We start from the raw sequence: 21,407 nt of genomic DNA on the forward strand, positions 1-21,407 counted from the left end.
CACGAACAGCTCTCCGATTACTTACTTCATTCGCCACCCGAAATTTTTGAAAAAATTGCCGACATGCAGGGCATTCAAACCGCTCGATAAAAAGCCGCTGGTTCCTAACTCCAGCGGCACTTCTATATTCTCTATTCCTCTATACCTCATCCCAAAAACGTCGCAAATTATCCATCCCAATCTTGGAACCTTCGCGGCACTCTTCCATCCCTTCGAACTCAACCGTAATGTAGCCATCATAGCCTGACTGCTTCACCAGCTTCACTACTTCACGGATGTTGATATCGCCTTGTCCGACAATCGCTCCGCGCAGGAAGTTGCCATTGACGGTCTTGAACCATTTTCCTGCGCCTGGATCATGGTAAGACGGACGGAAGTAGAAATCTTTGAAATGCACGAGGGAAGCATATGGCAGGTTTTTTTGCACCCCGACAAGCGACGCCTCATCTACGCACATGAAGTTTCCGATATCCAGTGTCGTTTTAAAATTCGGGCGGTTGACCTCGTGCAGAACACGCTGTACGCGGTCGCTCGCCTGGACCAGCCAGCCATGGTTTTCGATCGTCGTGGTAATTCCGAATTGTGCAGCATAATCGGCGATTTGGCGGCTTCCTTCTACCATCTCTGTTAAATGTTTTTCAAAGTATTCGATAGTCGTTTCCTCTACGGGAACAGTAAAGGCGGACACATCATGGCGCATATGCTTGATGCCCATACGATGCAGGAGATCTACGTGTGTCTTTACACGCGCGACTTCCGCTTCGAAGGCTTCTTCGTCCGGCTGAATAAAGTTGGTCGGCATCGAGTAGTTGGACAGCTCGATCCCTACCGCTTTTGCCTTATCCCGAACCGCATCAGCGAGCTCGTAGTTGTCCACGAGCGTGAAGCCATACGGCACGATCTCCATGTGCTCGCCGCCGTTATCCGCGATCCATTGCACAACATCCAGTACGTCCATTTCCCCAGCCCGAATTGCTGTCAGCAGACTATACGTGCTCAATCCAATTTTCATCAGTTCCACCTCATTAGTTTTATCGTATATAGAATGTGCTACTGCTCATCAAGATGAGAGATGCACCTTGTTGACGGTCACTACTTGCCCCAGACGATTGGATTCATAGGCTGCCTTCACCACTTCGAGTGTCCGCAGTCCATCCTCCCCTGTAATAGAAGGAGGTTTGCCTTCCCTGACATTTTGCACAAAGTCTGCGATGAGCCGCTCGTCCATATCTACAGCCCAAGGCAGATTTTGCAGCTTGGAGTCGCGATCGTTGTAATAGAGGGCGTGTTGCTTGAACACATCGACGTCCAACGTACCTTTCGTGCCGATGATCCGCATCGTTACATCCCCCCATGTCGGGAACGTCTTCGGTCGTGACCAGCTCGGATCAATACCGACGAGCACACCTGACTCCATCTCTACGGATACCATGCCACAATCCTCTACATCAATGTCGTAGAAGCGTGTGTCCAGCTCGGCGTAGACGCTTTTCACTTCATCCTGGAGCATCCAGCGCACGAGGTCCATCAGATGGACGATATGATCCGTCGCAGCCCCGCCACCTGACAGCTCTTTTTCAATGAACCAGCCACCTGGCATTTGTCCGTGATTCGTGCCATCGATAGCGAGAATATCTCCGAGAGCACCTGACTGAACGATTTGTTTGACGTTTTCCATCACGGGCGCAAAACGGACAGGATAGGCGACCTGGAGCATGACTCCTTCCTTTTTGCAGACCGCAATCATTTCGCGTGCATCCGCAATCTCAGTGGCGATCGGTTTCTCGCACAGGATGTGCTTTTTCGCTCGCGCTGCTGCAATCACATGCTCCTTGTGCTTGGCATTTTCCGAACAAACGATGACCGCATCAATACCTGACTGCAAAAATGCTTGCAGATCATCGTAAAAGTCGATCTGGTAAGCCTTCGCCATTTCCTCACCACGGCGTGAGTCATCATCCCAGACGGCTGTCAAATGGACATCAGGGTGCTTTTGCAAGTAAGTTGCGTAGCTATGTGCATGCATATGGGCGAAGCTGATGATTCCTACCTTCATCCTTCATCACCTCCATGCAATAGCTTCACGGGCTGTCCCGTCACGACCGATTCTCTCGCCGCTGCCGCGATTTCGAGTGCCGCGCGCAGATCATGTGCATTCAAGCAAGTCGAGTCCCATTCCGGGAAAGCTGTGACAAGAGGTAGCTGTCCTCCACTCCAGCGTATCGGAGTGCTTTCTCGGCTGTCATGCGAAAGCATACCTTGATCACCTGTTAGCTCATAGGCAGTATGTTCCGTGACCTCCGATCCTGATAGCTCCAGCTCAACATGTGCAATCGCTCCTCCTGCCATGCGGAGCATGATCAACGCATAATGAACGGTTTCACGCTTAACCTCCCGTGCCATTACCCGCTCCACCTCACCGAACGTCCCACGCAGCCAATCGAATTCTCGCAAACCGATCTGTTGAAACAGGCACGTATCCGCATCATTCATTGCCGATGCCACAGCACTTCTTCTTAACCGTATGACACCGGCTCTGCCAATTGCTCCATTCTTTACTTGCTCATGTGCCACCTCGTATTCGGGCGAAAAACGTACCATGATCCCTACCTCCCTTTCCTCAAAGCTCGATTCCCCCACTAATAGTGCAGGTGAACTTCCTCTTAAAGCGAAAACTGAAATGTATCCTGCAATAACACAGCCGCAGCCCCTGCGACCTCTACATTTTCACCCAATGAATTCGGCCGAATCTCCAACTCCTCTGCCAGTATGTCATGGGCGTATTCCGCGACATATTCCTTGACTTTGGCGATCAACAGCTCGTTTTCGAAGGCAATTTCGCCACCCAGAATGATGACCTCCGGATTGAACAGATGAATCAGATTGACCAGGCCCGAAGCCAAATAAGAAGCGGTTTCCTCCAATATGCTGACCGCAAGCGGGTCCTGCTCTGCCAAAGCCTGAAGAAACACCACAGGAGTAATCCGGCCAACATCCTGCTCCACCAATTCCGAGATGCGGCTCGACTTTCCTTTCGCAAGCGAGGAGATCAGCTTGGAGTAAATCGTTGGCCAGCTCACGTAATTTTCCAGACAGCCTACATTTCCGCAGTCGCACCGCACTCCTGCCCGATCAATCGTGGTGTGACCAAACTCACCAGCCCCTCCTTTAAATCCCCTGTAGATGGCACCATTCATCAAAATACTCGCGCCTAATCCATCCCCAATCGTGACGTACAGCATGTTTTGGTAATGACTGAAATCCCCGATGGTCTTCTCGGCGAGCAAGTACGCATTCGAGTCGTTATCCAGCCAGGCTTTCAACTGGAAGCGCTGCTCGATCATTTCTTTTACAGGGGCATCCTGCAAGCGAAGCTTCGGATTGTAGCGAATCACCCCATTGACCGAATCCACGATTCCTTGCGTGACAATCGAGATTCCCATGCATGTATCCAAGCTGGTGGCTCCACGCAAAAATTGCTCCATGATGTCCATCAAATAAGCGAGGAAGCTCTCCCCTTGGTATGCCTTGATTGAATAGACTTCCTTTCGTTTGACCGCGGCTTCCAGATTCATCTCGGCAATCGTAATCTTCGCGCCCGAGATCGAAACGCCAATCAAAAAGCGGCTGTCCGGGGAGAACTGGACCAAAATCGGTTTTCTTCCGCCATTTGACTCCCCTGTCCCCACCTCGCATACGAACGAGTCACGAATCAGCTCACTGACAGCCGATGTAACGGTTGTTGGACTCAGTTTGTTCCGCTTCGCTATTTCACTTCGGGAAATGGGGCCGTAATGACGGATCGTATCTAATATGATGGAGCGATTCAGTTCCTGGATTAGCTTTAAATCACCCGTCCTACGCATGTAACCATCCCTTTTATTCAAATCACAAATGGCACGCGGCAAAATGCTCACGGTCATCCGTTTCCCGCAACAAAGGCGCTGTCGTCTTGCAAATGTCCATCGCAAATGGACAGCGCGTATGAAACAGACAGCCTGACGGCGGATTCACCGGGCTCGGCACATCTCCGTGCAAAATGATTCTCTCCCGCTTCGCCCGTGGATCGGGAATCGGAACCGAAGACAGCAGCGCTTTCGTATACGGATGTCGGGGATTGGCAAAAATCGTTTCCTTCGGGCCGGATTCTACGAGGCTCCCCAAATACATCACGCCGATCTTGTCACTGATATGCTCCACAACACTCAAATCGTGGGAAATAAACAAATAGGTCAAATGAAATTCTTCCTGCAAATCTTTAAGCAAATTCAAGATTTGGGATTGGATCGATACATCGAGAGCAGAGACAGGCTCATCTGCAACAATCAGCTTCGGCTTCAAAATCAAGGCGCGGGCGATCCCGATGCGCTGCCGCTGCCCTCCGCTGAATTCATGGGCGAATTTTTCCGCATGGTAGCTGTTAAGTCCGACGACCTCGAGCATTTCGGCGACGATCCGATCCCGCTCTTGGGCAGACAGCTTCGTATGAATGAGGAGAGGCTCTGCTACGACATCGCGAATTTTCATCCGCGGATTCAATGAGGCGTACGGGTCCTGGAAGACCATCTGTACTTGCTTGCGCACCTCCCGCAGCTTCGTTTCGTTCATTCGGGAGATTTCTTCGCCATTGATCCAAATCTTGCCCTCATCCGGCATCAAAAGTCGCGTGACCAAGCGCCCTGTCGTCGACTTGCCGCAGCCACTCTCTCCGACCAGACTGAATGTCTCGCCTTCCTTGATCGCAAACGAAACGTGATTCACCGCTTTTACGCTTTTTTTGCTGCTGAACAGGCCGCTATCAATCGGGAACGTCTTCTTGATACCGTCCACCACGACCAGTGATTTAGACATGAACATCCCTACCTTCCTCTTGATAGAGCCAGCAGCGGCAAGAACGTTCCTCTCCCACCGTCGTGATGGCGGGCTCCTTTTCCCAGCAGACAGGCATGACGTCCTTGCAGCGCGGAGCGAATTTGCAGCCTTTTGGCATATTGTTCGGTGTCGGTACGTTGCCCGGAACCGAATCAAGCCGCGGGCGCTTCTGCCCGATCTTGGGGACAGAGCCGATCAAGCCTTTTGTATACGGATGCTTGGGTTCGTCGAACAGGTCGTACACGGATGCTTCTTCCACCACACGTCCTGCGTACATGACTACGACACGGTTGCACATCTCTGCCACGACGCCCAGATCATGCGTAATCAACAGCATCGACATGTTCTCGTCAGCCTGCAGCTGCTTCATTACATCGAGGATTTGCGCTTGAATCGTGACATCGAGAGCAGTGGTAGGCTCATCGGCGATCAACAGGTTGGGCTGGCAGGACATCGCCATCGCAATCATGATGCGCTGCCGCATACCGCCTGAGAGCTGATGCGGATACTCCCCCATAATTTCGCTCGGTCGCGGAATGCCCACTTTTGTCAGCATGCTCACCGCTTGCTCCCGCGCCTTTTGATCGGAGTAGCCGAGATGCAAGCGAATCGCTTCCATCAACTGCTCTCCGATTTTCATCACCGGGTTGAGCGAAGTCATCGGCTCCTGAAAAATCATCGAGATTTCTTTTCCGCGAATACGGCGCATATCACTCTCCGAAATCGCGAGCAAATTCGTCCCGTTGTAAACGATCTCTCCATTCGTGATCTCGCCCGTCGTGTCCTTGAACAGCCGCATGATCGACAAGGAGGTCACGCTCTTGCCACAGCCCGATTCGCCAACCAGTCCGAGCACTTCGCCTTTTTTTATATGAAAGCTGACATGGTCGAGGACGACTGTCTTCTGGTTGTCTCTCGTAAATTGCGTCTGCAGATGCTTTACTTCAATGATGTTCTCACTCATCTGCCCCATCTCCCTCGTTTAGTTCTTCGTTTTCGGGTCCAAAATATCGCGCAAGCCGTCCCCAACCAGGTTGAACGCAAGCACAGTCAAAAAGATCGCTATACCGGGAATGATGACCACATGAGGAGAAGTGGCAAGATAATCACGCCCCATACTGAGCATCGCCCCCCAGTCGGGACTCTCTGGCGCAGCCCCCAGACCGAGAAAGCTGAGACTGGATGCTGCCAAAATCGAGGTACCGATGCGCATGGAAAAAAAGACGATCATACTGGAGACGGTCTCCGGAAAGATGTGCCGAAAAATAATTCGGCTGCTTTTTGCCCCCATGGAACGCGCCGCCTCTACAAACACCGCTTCCTTGGCAGCCAAAGTATTGCCACGGATCAAACGAGCAAACGATGGAATACTGAACACCGCTACCGCCACGACAACATTCGTCAAGCCTGGGCCGAGAATGGCTACGATCGCAATTGCGAGCAGCAAATCGGGAAAAGCGAACATGACGTCACTCCACCGCATGATGAGCCGATCCAGCCAGCCTCCGTAATATCCGCTGATCAAGCCTAAGATCGTTCCTACGACAGCGCCCACCAACACAGAAGAAAAGCTGACGCTAAGTGAGATTCCTGTCCCTACGATGATGCGGCTCAAAATATCTCGTCCGTATTCATCTGTCCCTGCCCAATGCTCCATAGAAGGAGTCTGCAACGTCACATCATAATTCGGTTCATACGGATCATATGGCGCGATCCACGGTCCAAACAGCGCGATAACAAACAAAAACAAGATAAAAAACCCGGCCCAGAAAGCTGTCTTTTGCTTCCTCCACTTCTTCCAGAACTCTCGAACTCGGGATTTCTTTTCCGTGGCAACTACTGCGTTATGGCCGACTTCTTTTACTACCTCCATCTACGTCACCTCCTTGCCCTTAGCTGTCATAACGGATTTTCGGATTCAAGGCCTTGTACAAGATGTCTACCAACAGATTCACGAGAATGAACTCCAGTGAAAACAACAGGATGACAGCCTGTACGACCGGATAATCGCGGAAAGCAATGGAATCGATCAACAGACGTCCCATGCCCGGAATGCTAAACACCGTCTCCACAACAACCGATCCACCCAACAGAAAGCCAAATTGCAAACCGGCGATGGTCACGACCGGAATCATTGAGTTTTTCAAAGCGTGCTTGCGAACGACTACCGATTCCTTCAAACCTTTTGCACGACCTGTACGGATAAAATCTTCCTTTAATGTTTCGAGCAGTGATGACCGTGTAAAACGAGCCAGCATCGACATGATTCCTGCCCCTAAGGTTAACGAGGGGAGCACGTAGCTTTTCCAGCTCTCGACCCCACCCGTGGGAAACCAGCCCAGCGTGACCGAAAAAACTTGTATGAGAATGAGCCCCAACCAAAATCCAGGCAAGGAAATACCGGAAATCGCCGTCAGCATCCCTACATAATCCGGCCATTTATTGCGGAAAACAGCAGAGATCGTACCGATTAGAAGTCCGAGCACCAAGGCCCAGCCCAGGCTCATAAATGTCAACGTCATCGTTACGGAAAAACGGTTCTCAAACATATCACTAATGGGAAGCCCCGTCTTCAAGGAGTGTCCCAAATTACCTGTTAGCAGGTTTTGCATGTAGTTGACGTACTGTGTAAGCAATGGTTTATCCAAGCCCAGCTCCTGACGCACCCGCTCGATTTCTTCCAACGTCGCTTCTTTTCCAGCCGCCAAACGGACAGGATCACCTGGTACGAGATGAATAAAGAAGAAAATGAGCAACGACACGACAAAAATAATCGGGATGATCTCAATGAGTCTCTTCACGATATAACGGAACATTTTACGGTTCCTCCTAAAAGGAAAGCAGCGCCCAGCGGCAGACGATGCCCGAACGCTGCTTCAAGTATTATTGGAAAGCCGCTTCTCTTACATAGATGCCGCCACTTGGTGTGATGTAAACGCCGTTCACGTTAGCGCGTTTTCCGTACAAGATTTCATCGACTGCGAGGAAAATCCAAGGTGCATCTTTAAATACATTTTCTTGCACGACGCCATACAGCTGCTTTTGCTTGTCTTGGTCTGACGATTGTGTCGCTTCCTTGATGCTTTGGTCTACCACGTCGTTTTTGTAGAAAGCCGTGTTCGCTCCCGCTGGCGGGAAGTTCTCGCTGCTGAACAACGAGCGCATCGCATTGTCTGGATCTGCGGAAGACCAGCTTACGTACCACATGTTCATTTTCGCTTCTTCTGGCGACTTGATGCCGTAGATTTCATCTGACAGCGTCGCTTCTTCCATCGATTTCACTTCGACAGTAATTCCGACTTGCTTCAATTGCTGCTGAATGAATTGCATGCCCTTCATCGTATCCGAGTTCGTATTGCCCCAGATGTCGGTCGTGAAGCCGTTCTCGTAGCCTGCTTCCTTCAGAAGCTGCTTCGCCTTTTCGATGTTGTACTCATAGGCGCCTTGCTTCGCGTAGTGGGCAATCGTCGGAGACATCACGGATTCCAGCTGTGCGCCATATCCGGATTTCACGACTTTAATGAACGCGTCCTTGTCGACTGCATGGTTGATGGCTTGGCGAACGCGCGGATCATCAAACGGCTTTTTCAGCATGTTGATCGAGACATAGCGGGTGATAGTAGAAGGTGTGCGCTCTACCTTTACTCCCTCTGCTCCGTTCAGTGTCTCTACCTGCTGCTCAGGCAACGGATAAATGACATCGGCTTCTCCCGTTTTCAGCATGGCTACGCGGGAGCCGTTTTCAGGAACGGGCTTGTAGACGATTTTTCCTACCTTGGCAGCGCCCTTGTTCCAGTGGTCTGGATTCAGCTCTACCGTCAGATGGTCACCCTGTACCCATTCCACGAATTTGTATGGACCTGTACCAACCGGGTTTTTCGTAATGTCTTTCCCGTACTTTTCCAGAGCCGCCGGGCTGATGATTCCGGTCGTGAACTTGTTGATCATCGCGGAGAACGGCTGGTTCAACGTCACCTTCACCGTGTGCTCGTCGACAACCTCTGTGGACTTGATGTATTTGTAGTTGCGATAAGCTCTCAGGTTGTTGTCTTTGTTGCTCATCCGGTCGAAGTTGATTTTGACCGCTTCGGCATTGAATGGTGTACCATCATGGAACTTGACGTTTTGCCGGAGCTTGAAGGTATACTCCGTCGCATCTTCATTCACCGAATATTCAGTCGCCAATCCTGGCATGAGCTTCAAATCCTTGTCGTAAATCAGAAGCCCTTCAAACATCGCGGATTGTACCCCGGATGACAGTGCATCCCCTGTATTTTGCGGGTCCATCGTGATGAAGTTTTCATTTACGGCGATCACCATCTGATCCTTTTGCGGTGCTCCTGTGGTTGCCCCCCCATTGGAAGCTGCCGGAGTCCCACTGCCACCGCCACTGGAACATCCGAAAAGTAAAGCCACTGAAAAAAGTAAGACGGATGCTGTTCGCAAAAACGATGCTTTTTTCATTTTCTTTTCCCCCTTGTCTTGATCTACTCTATGGGTGATATCTGGATGTCCATGGTTTGCGAACCGACTATCGGGTGAACACGATTTCGCGTCCGGTCGTAGCCGATTCGTAAATACCGCACAAAATTTTCATCATCTCTACGCCGTCCTGCACAGGGCTGAGCGTCTCTTTTTCTCCTAAAATGCAGGCGATGAAGTGGTCGATCTCGTTTTGGAAGCCTCGCTTGAAATCAAACGATAATTTATCCATTTGCGGGCTGACATTCAGGATGGTGTCATGCTTTTCCGTAATGATGGACAGCTCTGGCTCCACCTCGGCGCCTCCCTTGTCTCCGTAGAGCTTGACGGCCAGCTCGTCTTTTTTCGCATGCAGCGTATAGCTCACATCTACGAAAAGCGACGCTCCGTTTTCAAAGCGAATGAGTGCATTGGCCATATCCTCAACGGTGTTTTTGGAAGGGTCATAGTCAGCTGCTTTGTAAAAGGAAAGATTTTGGACGTTGGCGCGATTGCCAAGCTTGTTGTATGTATTGCCGCTGACAGTCGTCACTTTTGGGCAGCCCATCAAGTACCAGCACAGATCAATGACATGCACGCCGAGATCAATCAGTGGTCCTCCGCCTGATCTGTCCTTGTCAGCGAACCAGCCTCCGGGATTTCCCAAGCGGCGCAGACAGGATGCCTTCGCGTAATAGATTTCTCCCAGCTCACCCGCATCGATAAACTGCTTGAGCAATTGCGCATTCGTATCGTATCTTCGCACAAAGCCCACCTGGAGCAGCTTGCCGCTCTCTTTTACGGCCTCTTCTATCAGGAGAGCGCTTTCAACTGTTGTACTCAAAGGCTTTTCCAAAAGGACGTGCTTACCCGCTCGAAGTGCAGCGATGGCAATATCTGCGTGTGTGTTGTTCCACGTGCAAATGCTGACAGCGTCTACCTGTTCATCTGCGAAAACATCCTCAAGCTTGCTGTAGTACACCTCAGCTCCGTACTTTTCTGCTTTTTCCCGAGCTCGCTCCTCGTTGAAGTCGACGACGGCACGAATTTCTGTGCGCTCGTTCTGCTGGTACGATTGCAAGTGCATGTCTGAAATGGAGCCTGCACCGATCACCGCAATTCTCACTTTTGCCATGATGTTGTCTTCCTCCTTGCTTCTCATTCGTTAATTAGTTTTTTCAGTGGAGTAATTAATAAGATGATACAAAATTGTGTTAATTTTTGCAATACAGATTTTGATAAGAAAATCTCTACCGAGCCCTGGTCATGAAGGAGCGACCGCGTTCTAGTGAAAAGCTTGGTGAATTCCCCCTGCTGCTCCCATCACTCCAGCTTCCACCCCAATCTGACTAAGAACGACACGTACGTCCTGCGCCAATCCAGGGATGCATCTATCCCTCATGCTCTTCTTGATTTCCGGCATGAGTATGGTAGACGCGTTCATTACTCCACCTCCGAAGACGATTACCTCCGGATTAAATAAATAAATCAGATTGGCTGCTCCGACACCTAAGTAAAACCCTGCTTGCTTGATGATTTGCTCGGAAAAAGGATCTCCTGCAAGCGCAGCCTCACTGATTGATTTGGCCGTCACTGGGTCATTTGTGGTTGTCAGCTTGTGACGAGCAGCGTTTTCAATGGCAGTTCCCGAAGCGTAATTTTCCAGGCACCCACGATTGCCACAGCTGCATGACGGTCCGTTCCAATCGATCGAGATATGGCCGAACTCACCCGCACTCCCATCCCGACCGCAGATTAATCGACCGCCGCTGATCACTCCTGCTCCTACGCCCGTGCTGACGGTGACATAGATCATATTTTGCGTGCCGGCTCCAGCGCCCCAGAGCCATTCCGCGATTGCCGCTGCATTCGCGTCATTGAACAACCGAACGGGCAGTCCGAACCTTTGCTCAATCAGAGTCCCAATCGGTACATTCCGCCAGCCCAAATTGCTCGCGAATACCACTTCACTTCTCTCGCTGTTAATCACGCCAGCGGAGGCAATACCTACGCCGCGTACTTTTCGCGGATCGATGCCGCTTGCCGACAGGACATCATGAATAGCAGACAGCACCCTTTCGATCACTGCCTTTTCTCCTTCTTCCGCGAAGGTGGGCAGCTGCTTTTGTGCGATTATCCTGCCGCCACGATCAACCAGACCTGTCAAGATTTTGGTCCCACCCAGATCCAGCCCAATTGCATATTCATCATTTGCCATTCTCGTCTCTCCTTCGTTCACCTTTGCCACTTCACGTTAATTTCTCCAATGGCTTTATAAATTCAACTTAGCTTTATTTGTAGCACACACCCTCTTTTTCGTCCAGATTATTCGGAAAAATTCACGCCATTCTCTCCTGAAATGAATAATCCCCCTTATGAAGGGGGCATTGTGATTGAGTTAGCTATAGTCTTTCTCTTAAGTGAACCTCTACCTGCTCGCCTACCTGTTTTTTGATCTTCGTCATGACTGCCGCTCTAAGAGGCAGCATATGCGTACCGTCACCCAAAGGCAAGAAAGTCGCTTGGAAATCGTGGCCATCTACCGTGCCGATTACTTTAACCGGTTTGCCAGTCCCAAAGAAACGGACCGACTCTGGCCACACAACACAAGTCCAGCCGCTTTTCCCCGCATCCTTCGTAATTGTCGCTGTGAAAGCTTTATCGAGATCCATTTTTATCTCGAAGAAAACTGGTGATTACAGGCAGTAGTACAGTAGGGTCAGGCATATGGTCTTGCCCTTCAAGTAGTTTGTACTGCGCATCGGGAATGGCTTGGCTCAATTGGCTCGCAACATCGTGCAAGGAGGCAGGACTTGCTTCGCCCACAATAATCTGAGTAGGCGTACGCAGTTTGCGAGCATGTTCAATAGGCGGGAGGCTACTGGCCAGGGTGATGTCGTAGGCAAGAGTCGGTGCGAGTGCCGCCATGCTTTCCCATTGGGGTGATTGCTGCATATAGTGAACCACCTCTTTAGGAATGCCGATACCTTCCAAAAAGAGACTGATCGCATCGGCATTTTTACCACCTTCAAGCAATTTGTACAGGGCCTGGCTCAGCTCGTTGAATTCTTTCAGGTCCGCCTCGTTATTGGCGTAGGACGGGTCATACATAACCAGTTTGCTCACTTTGGCATCCAGCTGCATGGCTGCGTTTAGTGCTAGAATCGCCCCTGAAGAATGTCCGTATAAATAAGCCGTGCCCCCAGCCGCATCGATCAAGGCTTCAATGTCTTCGATTTCACGCTCTATCGCATAAGGCAGTGTGTTGCCGCTATCACCACGCCCTCGACGGTCATAATTATAAACGGTAAATTGTTCCGCGAGTACTTGAGCATCATGCAAGACCGGTTCAAATGAGCGAAAGCAAGTGGCTCCTGTTATGAATAGGAGTGCAGGTCCGCTCCCATAGACATCATAAGCTAACGTAGTACCGTCTTTTGATTGAGTTGTTTTCAAAACATTTTTCCCCTCCTTTGTAGTTGTCTTGCACAATCACAATTTCATTCTATCTGATCCGGTCCAATCGCATTTCTTATGGATTGCTATGTTACGCAGTCTCTTGCCCCCCAGCCCCTACCCTTTCTGAAAAGAGGCAGGCTTTTTTATTGGACCTTTTCGATCAACATCCCCATAAATTTTCGGTAAAAAACTACTATATGTTTTGGCAAGAGTAGTCATTTTGTGTAAATTATTGTAAAAATTTTGTAATTCACTTGAAAATATTGGATATTCATTTTACCATTAGACAAACATTTTCAAACAACTTAAAAGAGAAAATCATTTCAAAAGGAGGTTCACAGAGAACTGTACTGGGAAAACAAAAAATCCCGTTTGGAAAGGAGCCCCACGATGTTAGAAAAAATTTTCCGTAAACTATTATTCTTTACAATTGCTCTTGTCACTCTTGTAAATGGATACTTTGTCACTCCGACAAACGCACAGGAACAATCCGAATATAAAGTAGATTTCAGCGGTGTATCCGCTCCCATCCCTGTCAATATCCGTTCCGGACCGTCTACTTCTGCTGCTATCCTCGACAAGCTTCAACCAAATACCCGTGTACAATTTTCTGGTTGGACCCGAGGTACCTCACTCAATGACTATTGGACAAGCTCCCCTGATAATAGATGGTTCTTCTACGAGAAAAACGGCGTGAAATACTATGTTGCCTCTGCCTTTATTAATGGAAACCCACCTGAAATCGATCAAAATAAGCCCTTGGTTTCGTACCAAGTAACCATTACCACAAACATCCCTGCTCTTAGACAGGCCTATGAAAATGCGATACAAAACTGGAACCATACAGGCATTGTTTTATTAACACCAACACAAAATGCTCCCATTACCTTAGGGGAAGGTTATGCTAGAGGTTATGATGGATTTGGATGGTGGCAATCTAACGGTTCAAGAGTTACCGGAGGCACAGTTATCCAATGGAACAGAGTAAGTAACAGAAACGCTGCTTATTTAGAGGCCTTGGCTACTCATGAAATTGGACATGTATTGCGACTAAATCATCGGTCGGATCATTCGATCATGAACAATTCCTGGTTAACTCGGATCACAGCTCCCACGCAAAATGACATGAATGAGCTTAGAAGAATCTACAGTCAATAGCTTAATTATAGCTGGTTCAAATTACTCTTTAAGCTGTCGAGAAAGTCGGCAGCCTTTTTTTCATCCGAAATTCTCCTTAATATGGAAGTACATTCTTTGGTACAATGATGATACTTTCCACAACTATCTCCAAAGGAGAATGTCATGAACAATCAAATCCTCAGTCCGCGCCTGACTCTCACCAAAGTGGCCTTACACGATTGGGAGCTGATTCGCTCCATCTATTCCGACCCGACACTTATGCAGCATATCGGAGCGACCATGAGCGATGAGGATACCCGCCGTAACTTTGACAAGGAACTCGCTCCGTGGAGCCTCGAATCCTCCCATTGGCTAACCTGGATCATACGCGAAACAGCCTCCGGTAACGACGTTGGCTTGATTAGCATCTGCACTCGTAACCGAGAACAGCTCACTGCGGAAGTAGGCTTCATCATACTGGAAGGATACAAAGGCAAGGGCTATGCTACGGAAGCAATCGGACGCGTATTTGATTTCGCTGTGGATACTTTTGGATTCAAAAAATTTACGGCTGTTTGTTCCGAAGAACATGTGGCTTCACGCCGTGTTTTGGAGAAGGCTGGAATGAGGCTAGATAAAATCGTTCCCGAAAGCACTGAAATTGCAGGTAAGATGGTGAACGACTGTTTTTATTCGTTGGAGAAATAAGAAAAGGAGTGTCAGCCGACAGCCTCCAATGCTGTACAGCGACACTCCTTTTTCTAATGAACAAGGAACTACTCCCCAGTTTCCTTATACGTTTTAATACGTGCGCCAATTTCATCTCGCACCCTTTGAAACTCAGACCATTCCTTTCCTGCGGGATCGTCAAATCCCCAATGAACGCGTCTTACATGAGGCGGTGTGGTTGGGCAAACGGAATCTGCATGACTGCAAAGTGTCACGACCAGATCTGCTTTGTTTAGAATATCAGGATCTATGACGTCAGATGTTTGTTTGGAAATGTCTATTCCCACTTCTTGCATCGCTCGAACGGCATTTGGATTGACACCATGCGCTTCTATCCCCGCAGAAAACACATTCCACGCGTCACCTAAATATTTCTTTCCCCACGCTTCCGCCATTTGGCTGCGGCAAGAATTCCCTGTGCATAAGAAGTAAATGGTCTTTTTGTTTTCCATGATAAACTCACCTTTTCCATTACGATATTGAGTTAGCAAAATACTTCCGTTTGAACCATAATGCCACGTTAACTAATGCGATCATAACAGGGACTTCAACAAGAGGACCGATAACAGCTGCGAAGGCAGCACCCGAATGAATCCCAAAAACACCGACTGCCACAGCGATTGCCAACTCAAAGTTATTACTACCTGCCGTAAATGCAAGGGTTGTTGTAACTGGATAGTTAGCCCCAATCTTCTTACCCATGAAGAAAGAAATAAAGAACATGACAAGGAAATAGATGAGAAGTGGTATCGCGATGCGAACTACATCCAATGGTACACTCACAATGCTTTCTCCTTGTGTGGAGAACATGACGACGATTGTAAAAAGTAACGCTATCAATGTCACAGGGCTAATTTTGGGGATAAACACGTTCTCATACCACTGCCTGCCTTTTGCTTTCACCAAAGTAAAACGCGTCAGCATCCCTGCAAGAAATGGAATACCAAGATAGATGAACACTGATTTGGCTACTTCGGCCATTGTAATGTCAACAACTGCTCCCAGAATGCCCAGCCATGCCGGAATAATCGTGACAAACACATAGGCATAAACCGAAAAGAAAAGCATCTGAAACAAAGAATTGAATGCTACGAGTCCTGCTGCATACTCTGTATCTCCTTTTGCAAGGTCATTCCACACAATCACCATCGCAATACAGCGTGCCAATCCAATCAAAATGAGCCCAACCATATATTCCGGCTTATCTGGCAAGAAAACGATGGCTAACACAAACATCAAAACCGGACCAATCACCCAGTTTTGAATAAGGGACAGCAAAAGAACCTTACGATCTTGAAATACGCGTCCCATCTCTTCATAACGAACTTTTGCCAGAGGGGGGTACATCATCAGAATTAATCCAATGGCAAGAGGGATGGATGTTGTACCCATTTGTAAGCTATTCAATCCACTGGTGAAGGCCGGAAAGAGAGTTCCTACCGTAATTCCGATAACCATGGCAAGGAAGATCCAAAGGGTCAAGAAGCGATCTAGAAATGATAGTTGTTTCATGATATGCTCCCCAGGTCTTAACAGCAAGACGTGCTTGCTACTGTATTGGAGGCTTGGCAGCAAGATGTGGATTCTTTTTTATGAACGTCACTGTCAGACTTGGTGTAAAAAAATTCCCATTCATTCCCGTCTGGATCTGTCACCCAAAATTTATCCTGCACAGCATAACAACATGTCGTATCCATCTCATCTCGTGCGAAAAAGCCTTCTTTTTCTAGCCTTTCCTTATGAGCAACGACTTCCTCTCCACTTTCAACCTGGAATCCAAAATGGTTGACTTGATTCCCACTAACAGCGTCCCGAACATTCAACGTGAAGTTAAGCCCCGGACTCTCTAGCAAGAACTTTGCATAGTTTGTCTTTACCTTTACTGGTTCTACCCCAAATACCTTTTGATAGAATTCAATCGATTTCTCCAGGTTCGTAACGTTAATCCCAACGTGAACATATTTCATTTCATATTCCTCCCTTAAATTAAGTAGTATTAATCAAAAAAAATTGATGTAAGGTTTAAAAAAAATTAACAGCAGCTACCTTTACCTGTTTTCCTGAAAATACAACAAAGCTCTTCTGATAACAGTTGATTCACTTCGCTGTCGTTCAAGTCGTAATAACTCCAAGTACCTTTTGTTTCTTTTATAACCAGGTTCGCGTCCAACAAAATCTTGAGATGATACGATAGCTTGGATTGTGGCATGTCAAAAACCTCAGTCAGGTCACATACACATGTCTTACCTCTCTGACAAAGCTCATACATAATTTCTAGTCGTTTCTGATCGGCAAGAGCTTTAAATTTCTTCTCATATTGCTCCAACTGTTGTTTCATATCGTTCATGGATCATACCCTCGTTCATCAATTTTTTTTGATGTATTGATTATAAGCACGTTTCCCAAAAAGATGCAATCGATAAATCAACATTTTTTGATGAAGATATTTAGCATTGCTCCGCCACCTGAGCTTTTCGCGAATGACAGAGATGTAATTTTACTGGTTAATGTTGTAATATAACTCCAAATACTCATGCGATCTGTGCTGCTTGGTAGGAAGTTTGAACTTCGAAATTTTGCTGATCACCAATTCAATTATTTATCATGAGGAGTTATCATGAAAAAATTTAGCGTACATACCAACGGCATTAAGATAATGGTTCACCAATATAGTGATTCCGGGATTCCAGTTATCTTTCTCCACTTTATCCGCGGTAATGCTGCGGTTTGGAATGGGGTAATACCTTACTTTTTAAACCATTACACTGCAATTGCCATCGATTTGCGTGGACATGGAGAATCGGATCAACCTGAAACTGACTACGAGATTTCTACTTTTGCAAATGATTTATTAGGTGTTCTAGATGAGCTTAATTTTGGTGTCGTCCATCTTGTAGGAAGTTCCCTCGGTTGTTACGTTGCTACTTACTTTGCCGCCAAATATCCTACCCGCGTGTTATCGATTGTCCATTCCGATGGAGCAATGCAAAATCACTCAGGCACCAATGGTAAATTTGCAGACAAAAAGGAAATATTTCTTGAGAAACTACGCGAACCTGACATTGTTTTCTCATCGGCTGAAGACTACATTCATTACGAGAAAGCACGCAGAAGCCCTTGGAACCGCGTAATTGAAAAGGCAGTCACTGATGGCTGGGCCAACTCTATGCGTGAACAAAAAGATGGTCAACTATCCCCCTACACCACCAATGAAACATTCATTCAAATCATGGGATCATTGTACGATCTAAAACTTGAACGCTTATACGAAAAGCTTTCATGTCCCATACTTTTTCTCCCTGCAGCCATTCACCGGAACTTTGATGAAAAAAACTAATTTATCGCTGAAGTACTAAAGAATGCTCATCCACTAAGCAAATCTGTAATCATACCTGGTACAAAGCACATTATGTTGTTTGATCACTATATGGAGTTACGTCGAGAAATCTTCTTGTTCTTGAAAAATATAGATAAACAGCTACCTACATTATCATAGTTGAGCTTAACTTGCTTATTTGAGAGTCATAATCTTCTTGTAAAAACGAAACGTCATGCTTGGTACTCTTTCAAGCCACTCCACTTTCGTCCCTATATTTTCAAAGCGAAGCCCTTCCTGCCAAAACAGAAAGGGCCTCCTCCAACCGGTCTCTACTTAAACCAGCCTTTTTCCTTGGAATGCATAATCGCTTCAATTCGATTGCTTACACCGAGCTTATCTAGAATGACGGAGATGTAGTTGCGTACAGTCCCTGTCGTAATGTACAGCTGGCTGGCAATCTGTTTGGTGTTCTTCCCGTCTGCGATCAACAGCAGGACTTCCTTTTCCCGCTCCGTCAACGGATTCTCCTGGCCGTATGCCTCATCCACCAGCTCAGGTGCATAGATCCGCCGCCCTGCCATAATGCTGCGAATCGAGCTAGCCAGCTCTTCGCTCGGGCTGTCCTTGAGCAAGTAGCCGTTTGCCCCTGCCTTCAGTGCTCGTTCGAAGTAACCTGGGCGGGCAAAGGTTGTGAGAATCATCACCTTGCAGCCGCTGCCTTTCAATTCCTCGGCAGCGTCTAATCCGCTTTTGACCGGCATTTCGATATCCATGATGCAAATGTCGGGTTGATGCTGATGCACCAGCTTGACGGCATCCTCGCCATTGCTCGCTCGCCCGACGACCTTCATATCCTCTTCCAAATCGAGCAGCGAAGCAAGAGCGCCCAAGAGCATCCGCTGATCCTCTGCAATTACAATGCGAATCATCCTCCCGCCTCCTGTTCCGGTTGTTTGAAGACGTTGGGTACTCGAATCACCAGCTGTGTTCCAGACTCCGAGGACTGGATTTCCATGCTTCCATTAACAAATTCCAGCCGCTCCTTCATCCCGCGCAAACCATTACCTCGATAGACCAATTCCTCCGCCATCCCGATGCCGTTGTCCGTAACGCGTACGACGAGATCGGTACGAGTAGGCTCGATAACGATGGAACAGTCGGTGGCATTGCTATGCTTCACGATGTTGTTAACCGCTTCCTTCAGGCACATGCACAACACGTTTTCCGTCATAAGCGAAGTGTTGGTCAGATTCGTGTCGCCTTCCAGCACGAATTCAATTTCGGCTGCCTTGACAATTTGCTTGATCCGAAACATCTCATCCTCTAGCCGCGTCCCACGCATCTGCGTGACCATTTCCCGTACTTCTTTTAAAGCGATTCGCGCGGTTTGCCTGATTTCCTCTATCTCCGTTCTCGCCAGAGCAGGGTTTTTGCTGATCAGCTTGTTGGCCAAATCGCTTTTCAACCCAATCAGAGACAGCTTCTGACCCAGCGTATCGTGCAAGTCACGGGCAATGCGCTGGCGTTCCTCGAGCTTGACCAGCTCCGAAATTCGCTTGTTCGCATGCTCCAGCTCTCCCTGCAGCTTTTCACGCTTATTCCAGTTGTACGTCGTCACCGGTAACAGAATGACTGCAATCATACTGACCAGCACAAACGGAAGCTGACCAATCAATTGCGCGTTTTTCGTGAAAAAACCGATGTTCACCGATACGATGGTACTAATCAAATGAACCGTATATAACGTGACGAAGCCAATCTTGTTCTGGATATTTCCGATAAAAAACGCCAGGAAGAGCGAGAAATACACGTAGCCGAACATCAAGGTCATAGCGACAGATATTACGATCTGCACACTCGTCCAGAAATACACCAGCCAGCCTTTTGACAGAAAAGAGAACACATAACAAATGAAAAACAGAATGATCATGATAATTCCGATCACGGCTTCGTACGTCGAAGAGGATCGGAAGATGAAATAGAATGGCAGGATGTAGAAGACAACCCACACATAAGGGCTCAAGCCCGTATTTTTTTGAAGAATGTGATACCACTTCTGCTTCTGCATGCTTGCCCACCTTTTCTTCGCCACTATCTCAAGTGTATCGGAATTCAAAGGTTTATGGCAGGCTTATTTTCCTTCCAGACTCGGTTTGGAGCCTTGGAGTGCATCCATGAGCGCTTCCGATTGAGCAGCAGCCAACCGCTTGATGCCTCTGAAGCTCACAAAACGCTTGTTGCTCTCATCCCACAAATGAAAACGCAGGCACTGCAAGCTGGACGCCAGTGTAATCGTTGTCGCCATCTGAAGTGGCGGTGTATCGTTATGTGCTTTTTCCAGGTTGTAATTCGGTACGCGTGGGCTTAAGTGATGCACGTGATGAAAGCCAATATTGCCTGTGATCCACTGCAAGACCTTCGGCAGCTTGTAGTAGGAGCTTCCTTCTACAGCGGCCTTCACGTAGCTCCAATCTTCATCATTCTCAAAGTACGAATCCTCATACGTATGCTGCACATAAAACAGCCAAATCCCAAACAAGCCGGAGACGAAAAAGATCGGACCTTGGATCAGCAGGAATGCTTGCCAGCCAACCGCCCAGATCAACAGTGCATAAAGACCGACCAGCAGCACATTCGTCAAATACGTATTCAACCGCTCTTTGCGGCGAGCTCGCTTTACATTAAAACGATATTGGAGCAAAAAGACAAAAATAGGACCCAAACCAAACATGACGATCGGATTGCGATACAGCCGATAAGCGATTTTACGCCAGGTTGAAGCCTCGAGATATTCATTGACAGTCATCATCCACAGATCGCCTACGCCTCGTTTGTCGAGGTTGCTGCTCGTTGCATGATGAATATTGTGACTGTTTTTCCATTGTTCATAGGGGACGAGGGTCAGCACACCGGTAATCGTACCAACGATGTCATTCGCCAGACGATTTTTGAAAAAGGATTGGTGGCAGCAATCGTGGCAAATGATGAAGGTACGGATGACAAAGCCAGCTGCGACGATGACGATAGGCAGCGTGAGCCAATAGGACACAGACAGACTGAGATAAGCAGCGTACCAGAGTACAATCAGCGGAACTAACGTATTGATTAGCTGACGGATACTCTTTTTCAAGTCTGCTTTTTCAAAGGGGGCAACATTCTTTTTCAATTGGGCAATGTTGGCTTGATGCATCAATTGTTTCCTCCTCGATTGATGCGCACAGGGACATGTGAATTCGCCGGACGCAATATTCTATCTTTATTGTAGAAAATAGCATCTGACCGCTGTAGTCATAAACGTCAAGTCGAGGACATGACAAATGTCATGGTTGAAAAACCATCTGGAAAATTAAGGGTGATTGAATCAGTAGACTTGGTATTATCCCTTCATGGTAGACAGTAAAAAAAGAGTACATGATATCATGTACTAAACACTGTTGACCGGAGGGGT

At 48.0% G+C, this 21,407-nt stretch carries 23 protein-coding genes; 3 read left to right on the top strand and 20 right to left on the bottom strand.

The annotated features are described in order from the left end of the window. Nucleotides 1-139 precede the first annotated feature (139 nt). The 13 genes from AB1L17_RS27260 to AB1L17_RS27320 form a co-directional block, all read right to left on the bottom strand. Complete coding sequence (locus AB1L17_RS27260) at nt 140-1,012, bottom strand: sugar phosphate isomerase/epimerase family protein (RefSeq protein ID WP_412848096.1); 873 nt, start codon at nt 1,010-1,012, stop codon at nt 140-142. A 48-nt stretch (nt 1,013-1,060) separates the two neighbouring features. Next, entirely contained in the window at nt 1,061-2,056 is a 996-nt protein-coding gene (locus tag AB1L17_RS27265) for a Gfo/Idh/MocA family protein (protein WP_412848097.1), read from the bottom strand. Continuing rightward, nucleotides 2,053-2,601, bottom strand: coding sequence for a Gfo/Idh/MocA family protein (locus AB1L17_RS27270; protein WP_412848098.1), 549 nt, complete (start codon nt 2,599-2,601; stop codon nt 2,053-2,055). The genes AB1L17_RS27265 and AB1L17_RS27270 overlap by 4 nt, the downstream gene beginning before the upstream one ends. Nucleotides 2,602-2,663: 62 nt before the next feature. Beyond that, nucleotides 2,664-3,866 (bottom strand): ROK family transcriptional regulator, encoded by a 1,203-nt coding sequence (locus AB1L17_RS27275; protein WP_412848099.1) that lies wholly within the window; start codon nt 3,864-3,866, stop codon nt 2,664-2,666. A 22-nt stretch (nt 3,867-3,888) separates the two neighbouring features. Beyond that, entirely contained in the window at nt 3,889-4,851 is a 963-nt protein-coding gene (locus tag AB1L17_RS27280; RefSeq protein ID WP_412848100.1) for an ABC transporter ATP-binding protein, read from the bottom strand. Then, nucleotides 4,844-5,836 (bottom strand): ABC transporter ATP-binding protein, encoded by a 993-nt coding sequence (locus AB1L17_RS27285; protein WP_412848101.1) that lies wholly within the window; start codon nt 5,834-5,836, stop codon nt 4,844-4,846. The genes AB1L17_RS27280 and AB1L17_RS27285 overlap by 8 nt, the downstream gene beginning before the upstream one ends. A gap of 18 nt (nt 5,837-5,854) precedes the next feature. Beyond that, on the bottom strand, nt 5,855-6,745 hold the full coding sequence (locus AB1L17_RS27290) for an ABC transporter permease subunit (RefSeq protein ID WP_412848102.1): 891 nt from the start codon (nt 6,743-6,745) through the stop codon (nt 5,855-5,857). A 19-nt stretch (nt 6,746-6,764) separates the two neighbouring features. Further along, nucleotides 6,765-7,688, bottom strand: coding sequence for a nickel ABC transporter permease (nikB, locus tag AB1L17_RS27295; RefSeq protein WP_173610526.1), 924 nt, complete (start codon nt 7,686-7,688; stop codon nt 6,765-6,767). Between the two features lie 67 nt (nt 7,689-7,755). Then, nucleotides 7,756-9,336: a glutathione ABC transporter substrate-binding protein gene (locus AB1L17_RS27300; protein WP_412848103.1), complete on the bottom strand. Its 1,581-nt coding sequence runs from the start codon at nt 9,334-9,336 to the stop codon at nt 7,756-7,758. A 67-nt stretch (nt 9,337-9,403) separates the two neighbouring features. Then, nucleotides 9,404-10,468: a Gfo/Idh/MocA family protein gene (locus tag AB1L17_RS27305; protein WP_412848104.1), complete on the bottom strand. Its 1,065-nt coding sequence runs from the start codon at nt 10,466-10,468 to the stop codon at nt 9,404-9,406. A gap of 150 nt (nt 10,469-10,618) precedes the next feature. Beyond that, nucleotides 10,619-11,551 (bottom strand): ROK family protein, encoded by a 933-nt coding sequence (locus tag AB1L17_RS27310; protein ID WP_412848105.1) that lies wholly within the window; start codon nt 11,549-11,551, stop codon nt 10,619-10,621. Nucleotides 11,552-11,735: 184 nt separating this feature from the next. Beyond that, nucleotides 11,736-12,005, bottom strand: coding sequence for a DUF1905 domain-containing protein (locus AB1L17_RS27315; RefSeq protein ID WP_412848106.1), 270 nt, complete (start codon nt 12,003-12,005; stop codon nt 11,736-11,738). Further along, nucleotides 11,992-12,825 carry an alpha/beta fold hydrolase gene (locus AB1L17_RS27320; RefSeq protein ID WP_412848107.1) on the bottom strand — a complete coding sequence of 278 codons (834 nt, stop codon included), beginning with the start codon at nt 12,823-12,825 and terminating at the stop codon, nt 11,992-11,994. Before AB1L17_RS27320 ends, AB1L17_RS27315 begins: the two co-directional genes overlap by 14 nt. A 357-nt stretch (nt 12,826-13,182) precedes the next feature. On the opposite strand from AB1L17_RS27320, the gene AB1L17_RS27325 reads away from it, so the two are divergent. Both AB1L17_RS27325 and AB1L17_RS27330 read left to right on the top strand, forming a co-directional pair. Further along, nucleotides 13,183-13,950 (top strand): matrixin family metalloprotease, encoded by a 768-nt coding sequence (locus AB1L17_RS27325; protein WP_412848108.1) that lies wholly within the window; start codon nt 13,183-13,185, stop codon nt 13,948-13,950. A gap of 144 nt (nt 13,951-14,094) precedes the next feature. Continuing rightward, nucleotides 14,095-14,619 carry a GNAT family N-acetyltransferase gene (locus tag AB1L17_RS27330; protein WP_412848109.1) on the top strand — a complete coding sequence of 175 codons (525 nt, stop codon included), beginning with the start codon at nt 14,095-14,097 and terminating at the stop codon, nt 14,617-14,619. Nucleotides 14,620-14,687: 68 nt separating this feature from the next. Here the strand turns inward: AB1L17_RS27330 and arsC are convergent, their stop codons facing one another. The 4 genes from arsC to arsR form a co-directional block, all read right to left on the bottom strand. Continuing rightward, nucleotides 14,688-15,092 carry an arsenate reductase (thioredoxin) gene (gene arsC, locus AB1L17_RS27335; RefSeq protein ID WP_412848110.1) on the bottom strand — a complete coding sequence of 135 codons (405 nt, stop codon included), beginning with the start codon at nt 15,090-15,092 and terminating at the stop codon, nt 14,688-14,690. A gap of 19 nt (nt 15,093-15,111) precedes the next feature. Further along, nucleotides 15,112-16,152 carry an ACR3 family arsenite efflux transporter gene (gene arsB / locus AB1L17_RS27340; RefSeq protein ID WP_412848111.1) on the bottom strand — a complete coding sequence of 347 codons (1,041 nt, stop codon included), beginning with the start codon at nt 16,150-16,152 and terminating at the stop codon, nt 15,112-15,114. A 17-nt stretch (nt 16,153-16,169) separates the two neighbouring features. Further along, nucleotides 16,170-16,607, bottom strand: a complete 438-nt coding sequence (locus AB1L17_RS27345) for an ArsI/CadI family heavy metal resistance metalloenzyme (RefSeq protein ID WP_412848112.1) — start codon at nt 16,605-16,607, stop codon at nt 16,170-16,172. Nucleotides 16,608-16,672: 65 nt separating this feature from the next. Beyond that, the gene (gene arsR, locus AB1L17_RS27350; RefSeq protein ID WP_412848117.1) at nt 16,673-16,978 is read right to left on the bottom strand and encodes an arsenical resistance operon transcriptional regulator ArsR; all 306 of its coding nucleotides are present in this window, start codon (nt 16,976-16,978) and stop codon (nt 16,673-16,675) included. A gap of 279 nt (nt 16,979-17,257) precedes the next feature. Here arsR and AB1L17_RS27355 point away from each other — a divergent pair, with 279 nt between their 5' ends. After that, entirely contained in the window at nt 17,258-17,977 is a 720-nt protein-coding gene (locus AB1L17_RS27355; RefSeq protein ID WP_412848113.1) for an alpha/beta fold hydrolase, read from the top strand. Between the two features lie 311 nt (nt 17,978-18,288). On the opposite strand, the gene AB1L17_RS27360 is transcribed toward AB1L17_RS27355, so the two are convergent. The 3 genes from AB1L17_RS27360 to desA all read right to left on the bottom strand — a co-directional run bounded on the left by AB1L17_RS27360 (nt 18,289) and on the right by desA (nt 21,149). Beyond that, nucleotides 18,289-18,888, bottom strand: coding sequence for a response regulator (locus AB1L17_RS27360; RefSeq protein WP_412848114.1), 600 nt, complete (start codon nt 18,886-18,888; stop codon nt 18,289-18,291). Then, a complete protein-coding gene (locus AB1L17_RS27365; protein WP_412848115.1) occupies nt 18,885-20,027 on the bottom strand; it encodes a sensor histidine kinase in 1,143 nt (380 codons plus the stop codon). The genes AB1L17_RS27360 and AB1L17_RS27365 overlap by 4 nt, the downstream gene beginning before the upstream one ends. Nucleotides 20,028-20,090: 63 nt before the next feature. Then, entirely contained in the window at nt 20,091-21,149 is a 1,059-nt protein-coding gene (gene desA, locus AB1L17_RS27370) for a Delta(5) desaturase DesA (protein ID WP_412848116.1), read from the bottom strand. Nucleotides 21,150-21,407: the final 258 nt, after the last annotated feature.

The sequence above is a fragment of the Brevibacillus jepli genome (genome assembly GCF_047229145.1).
GTDB lineage: Bacteria > Bacillota > Bacilli > Brevibacillales > Brevibacillaceae > Brevibacillus.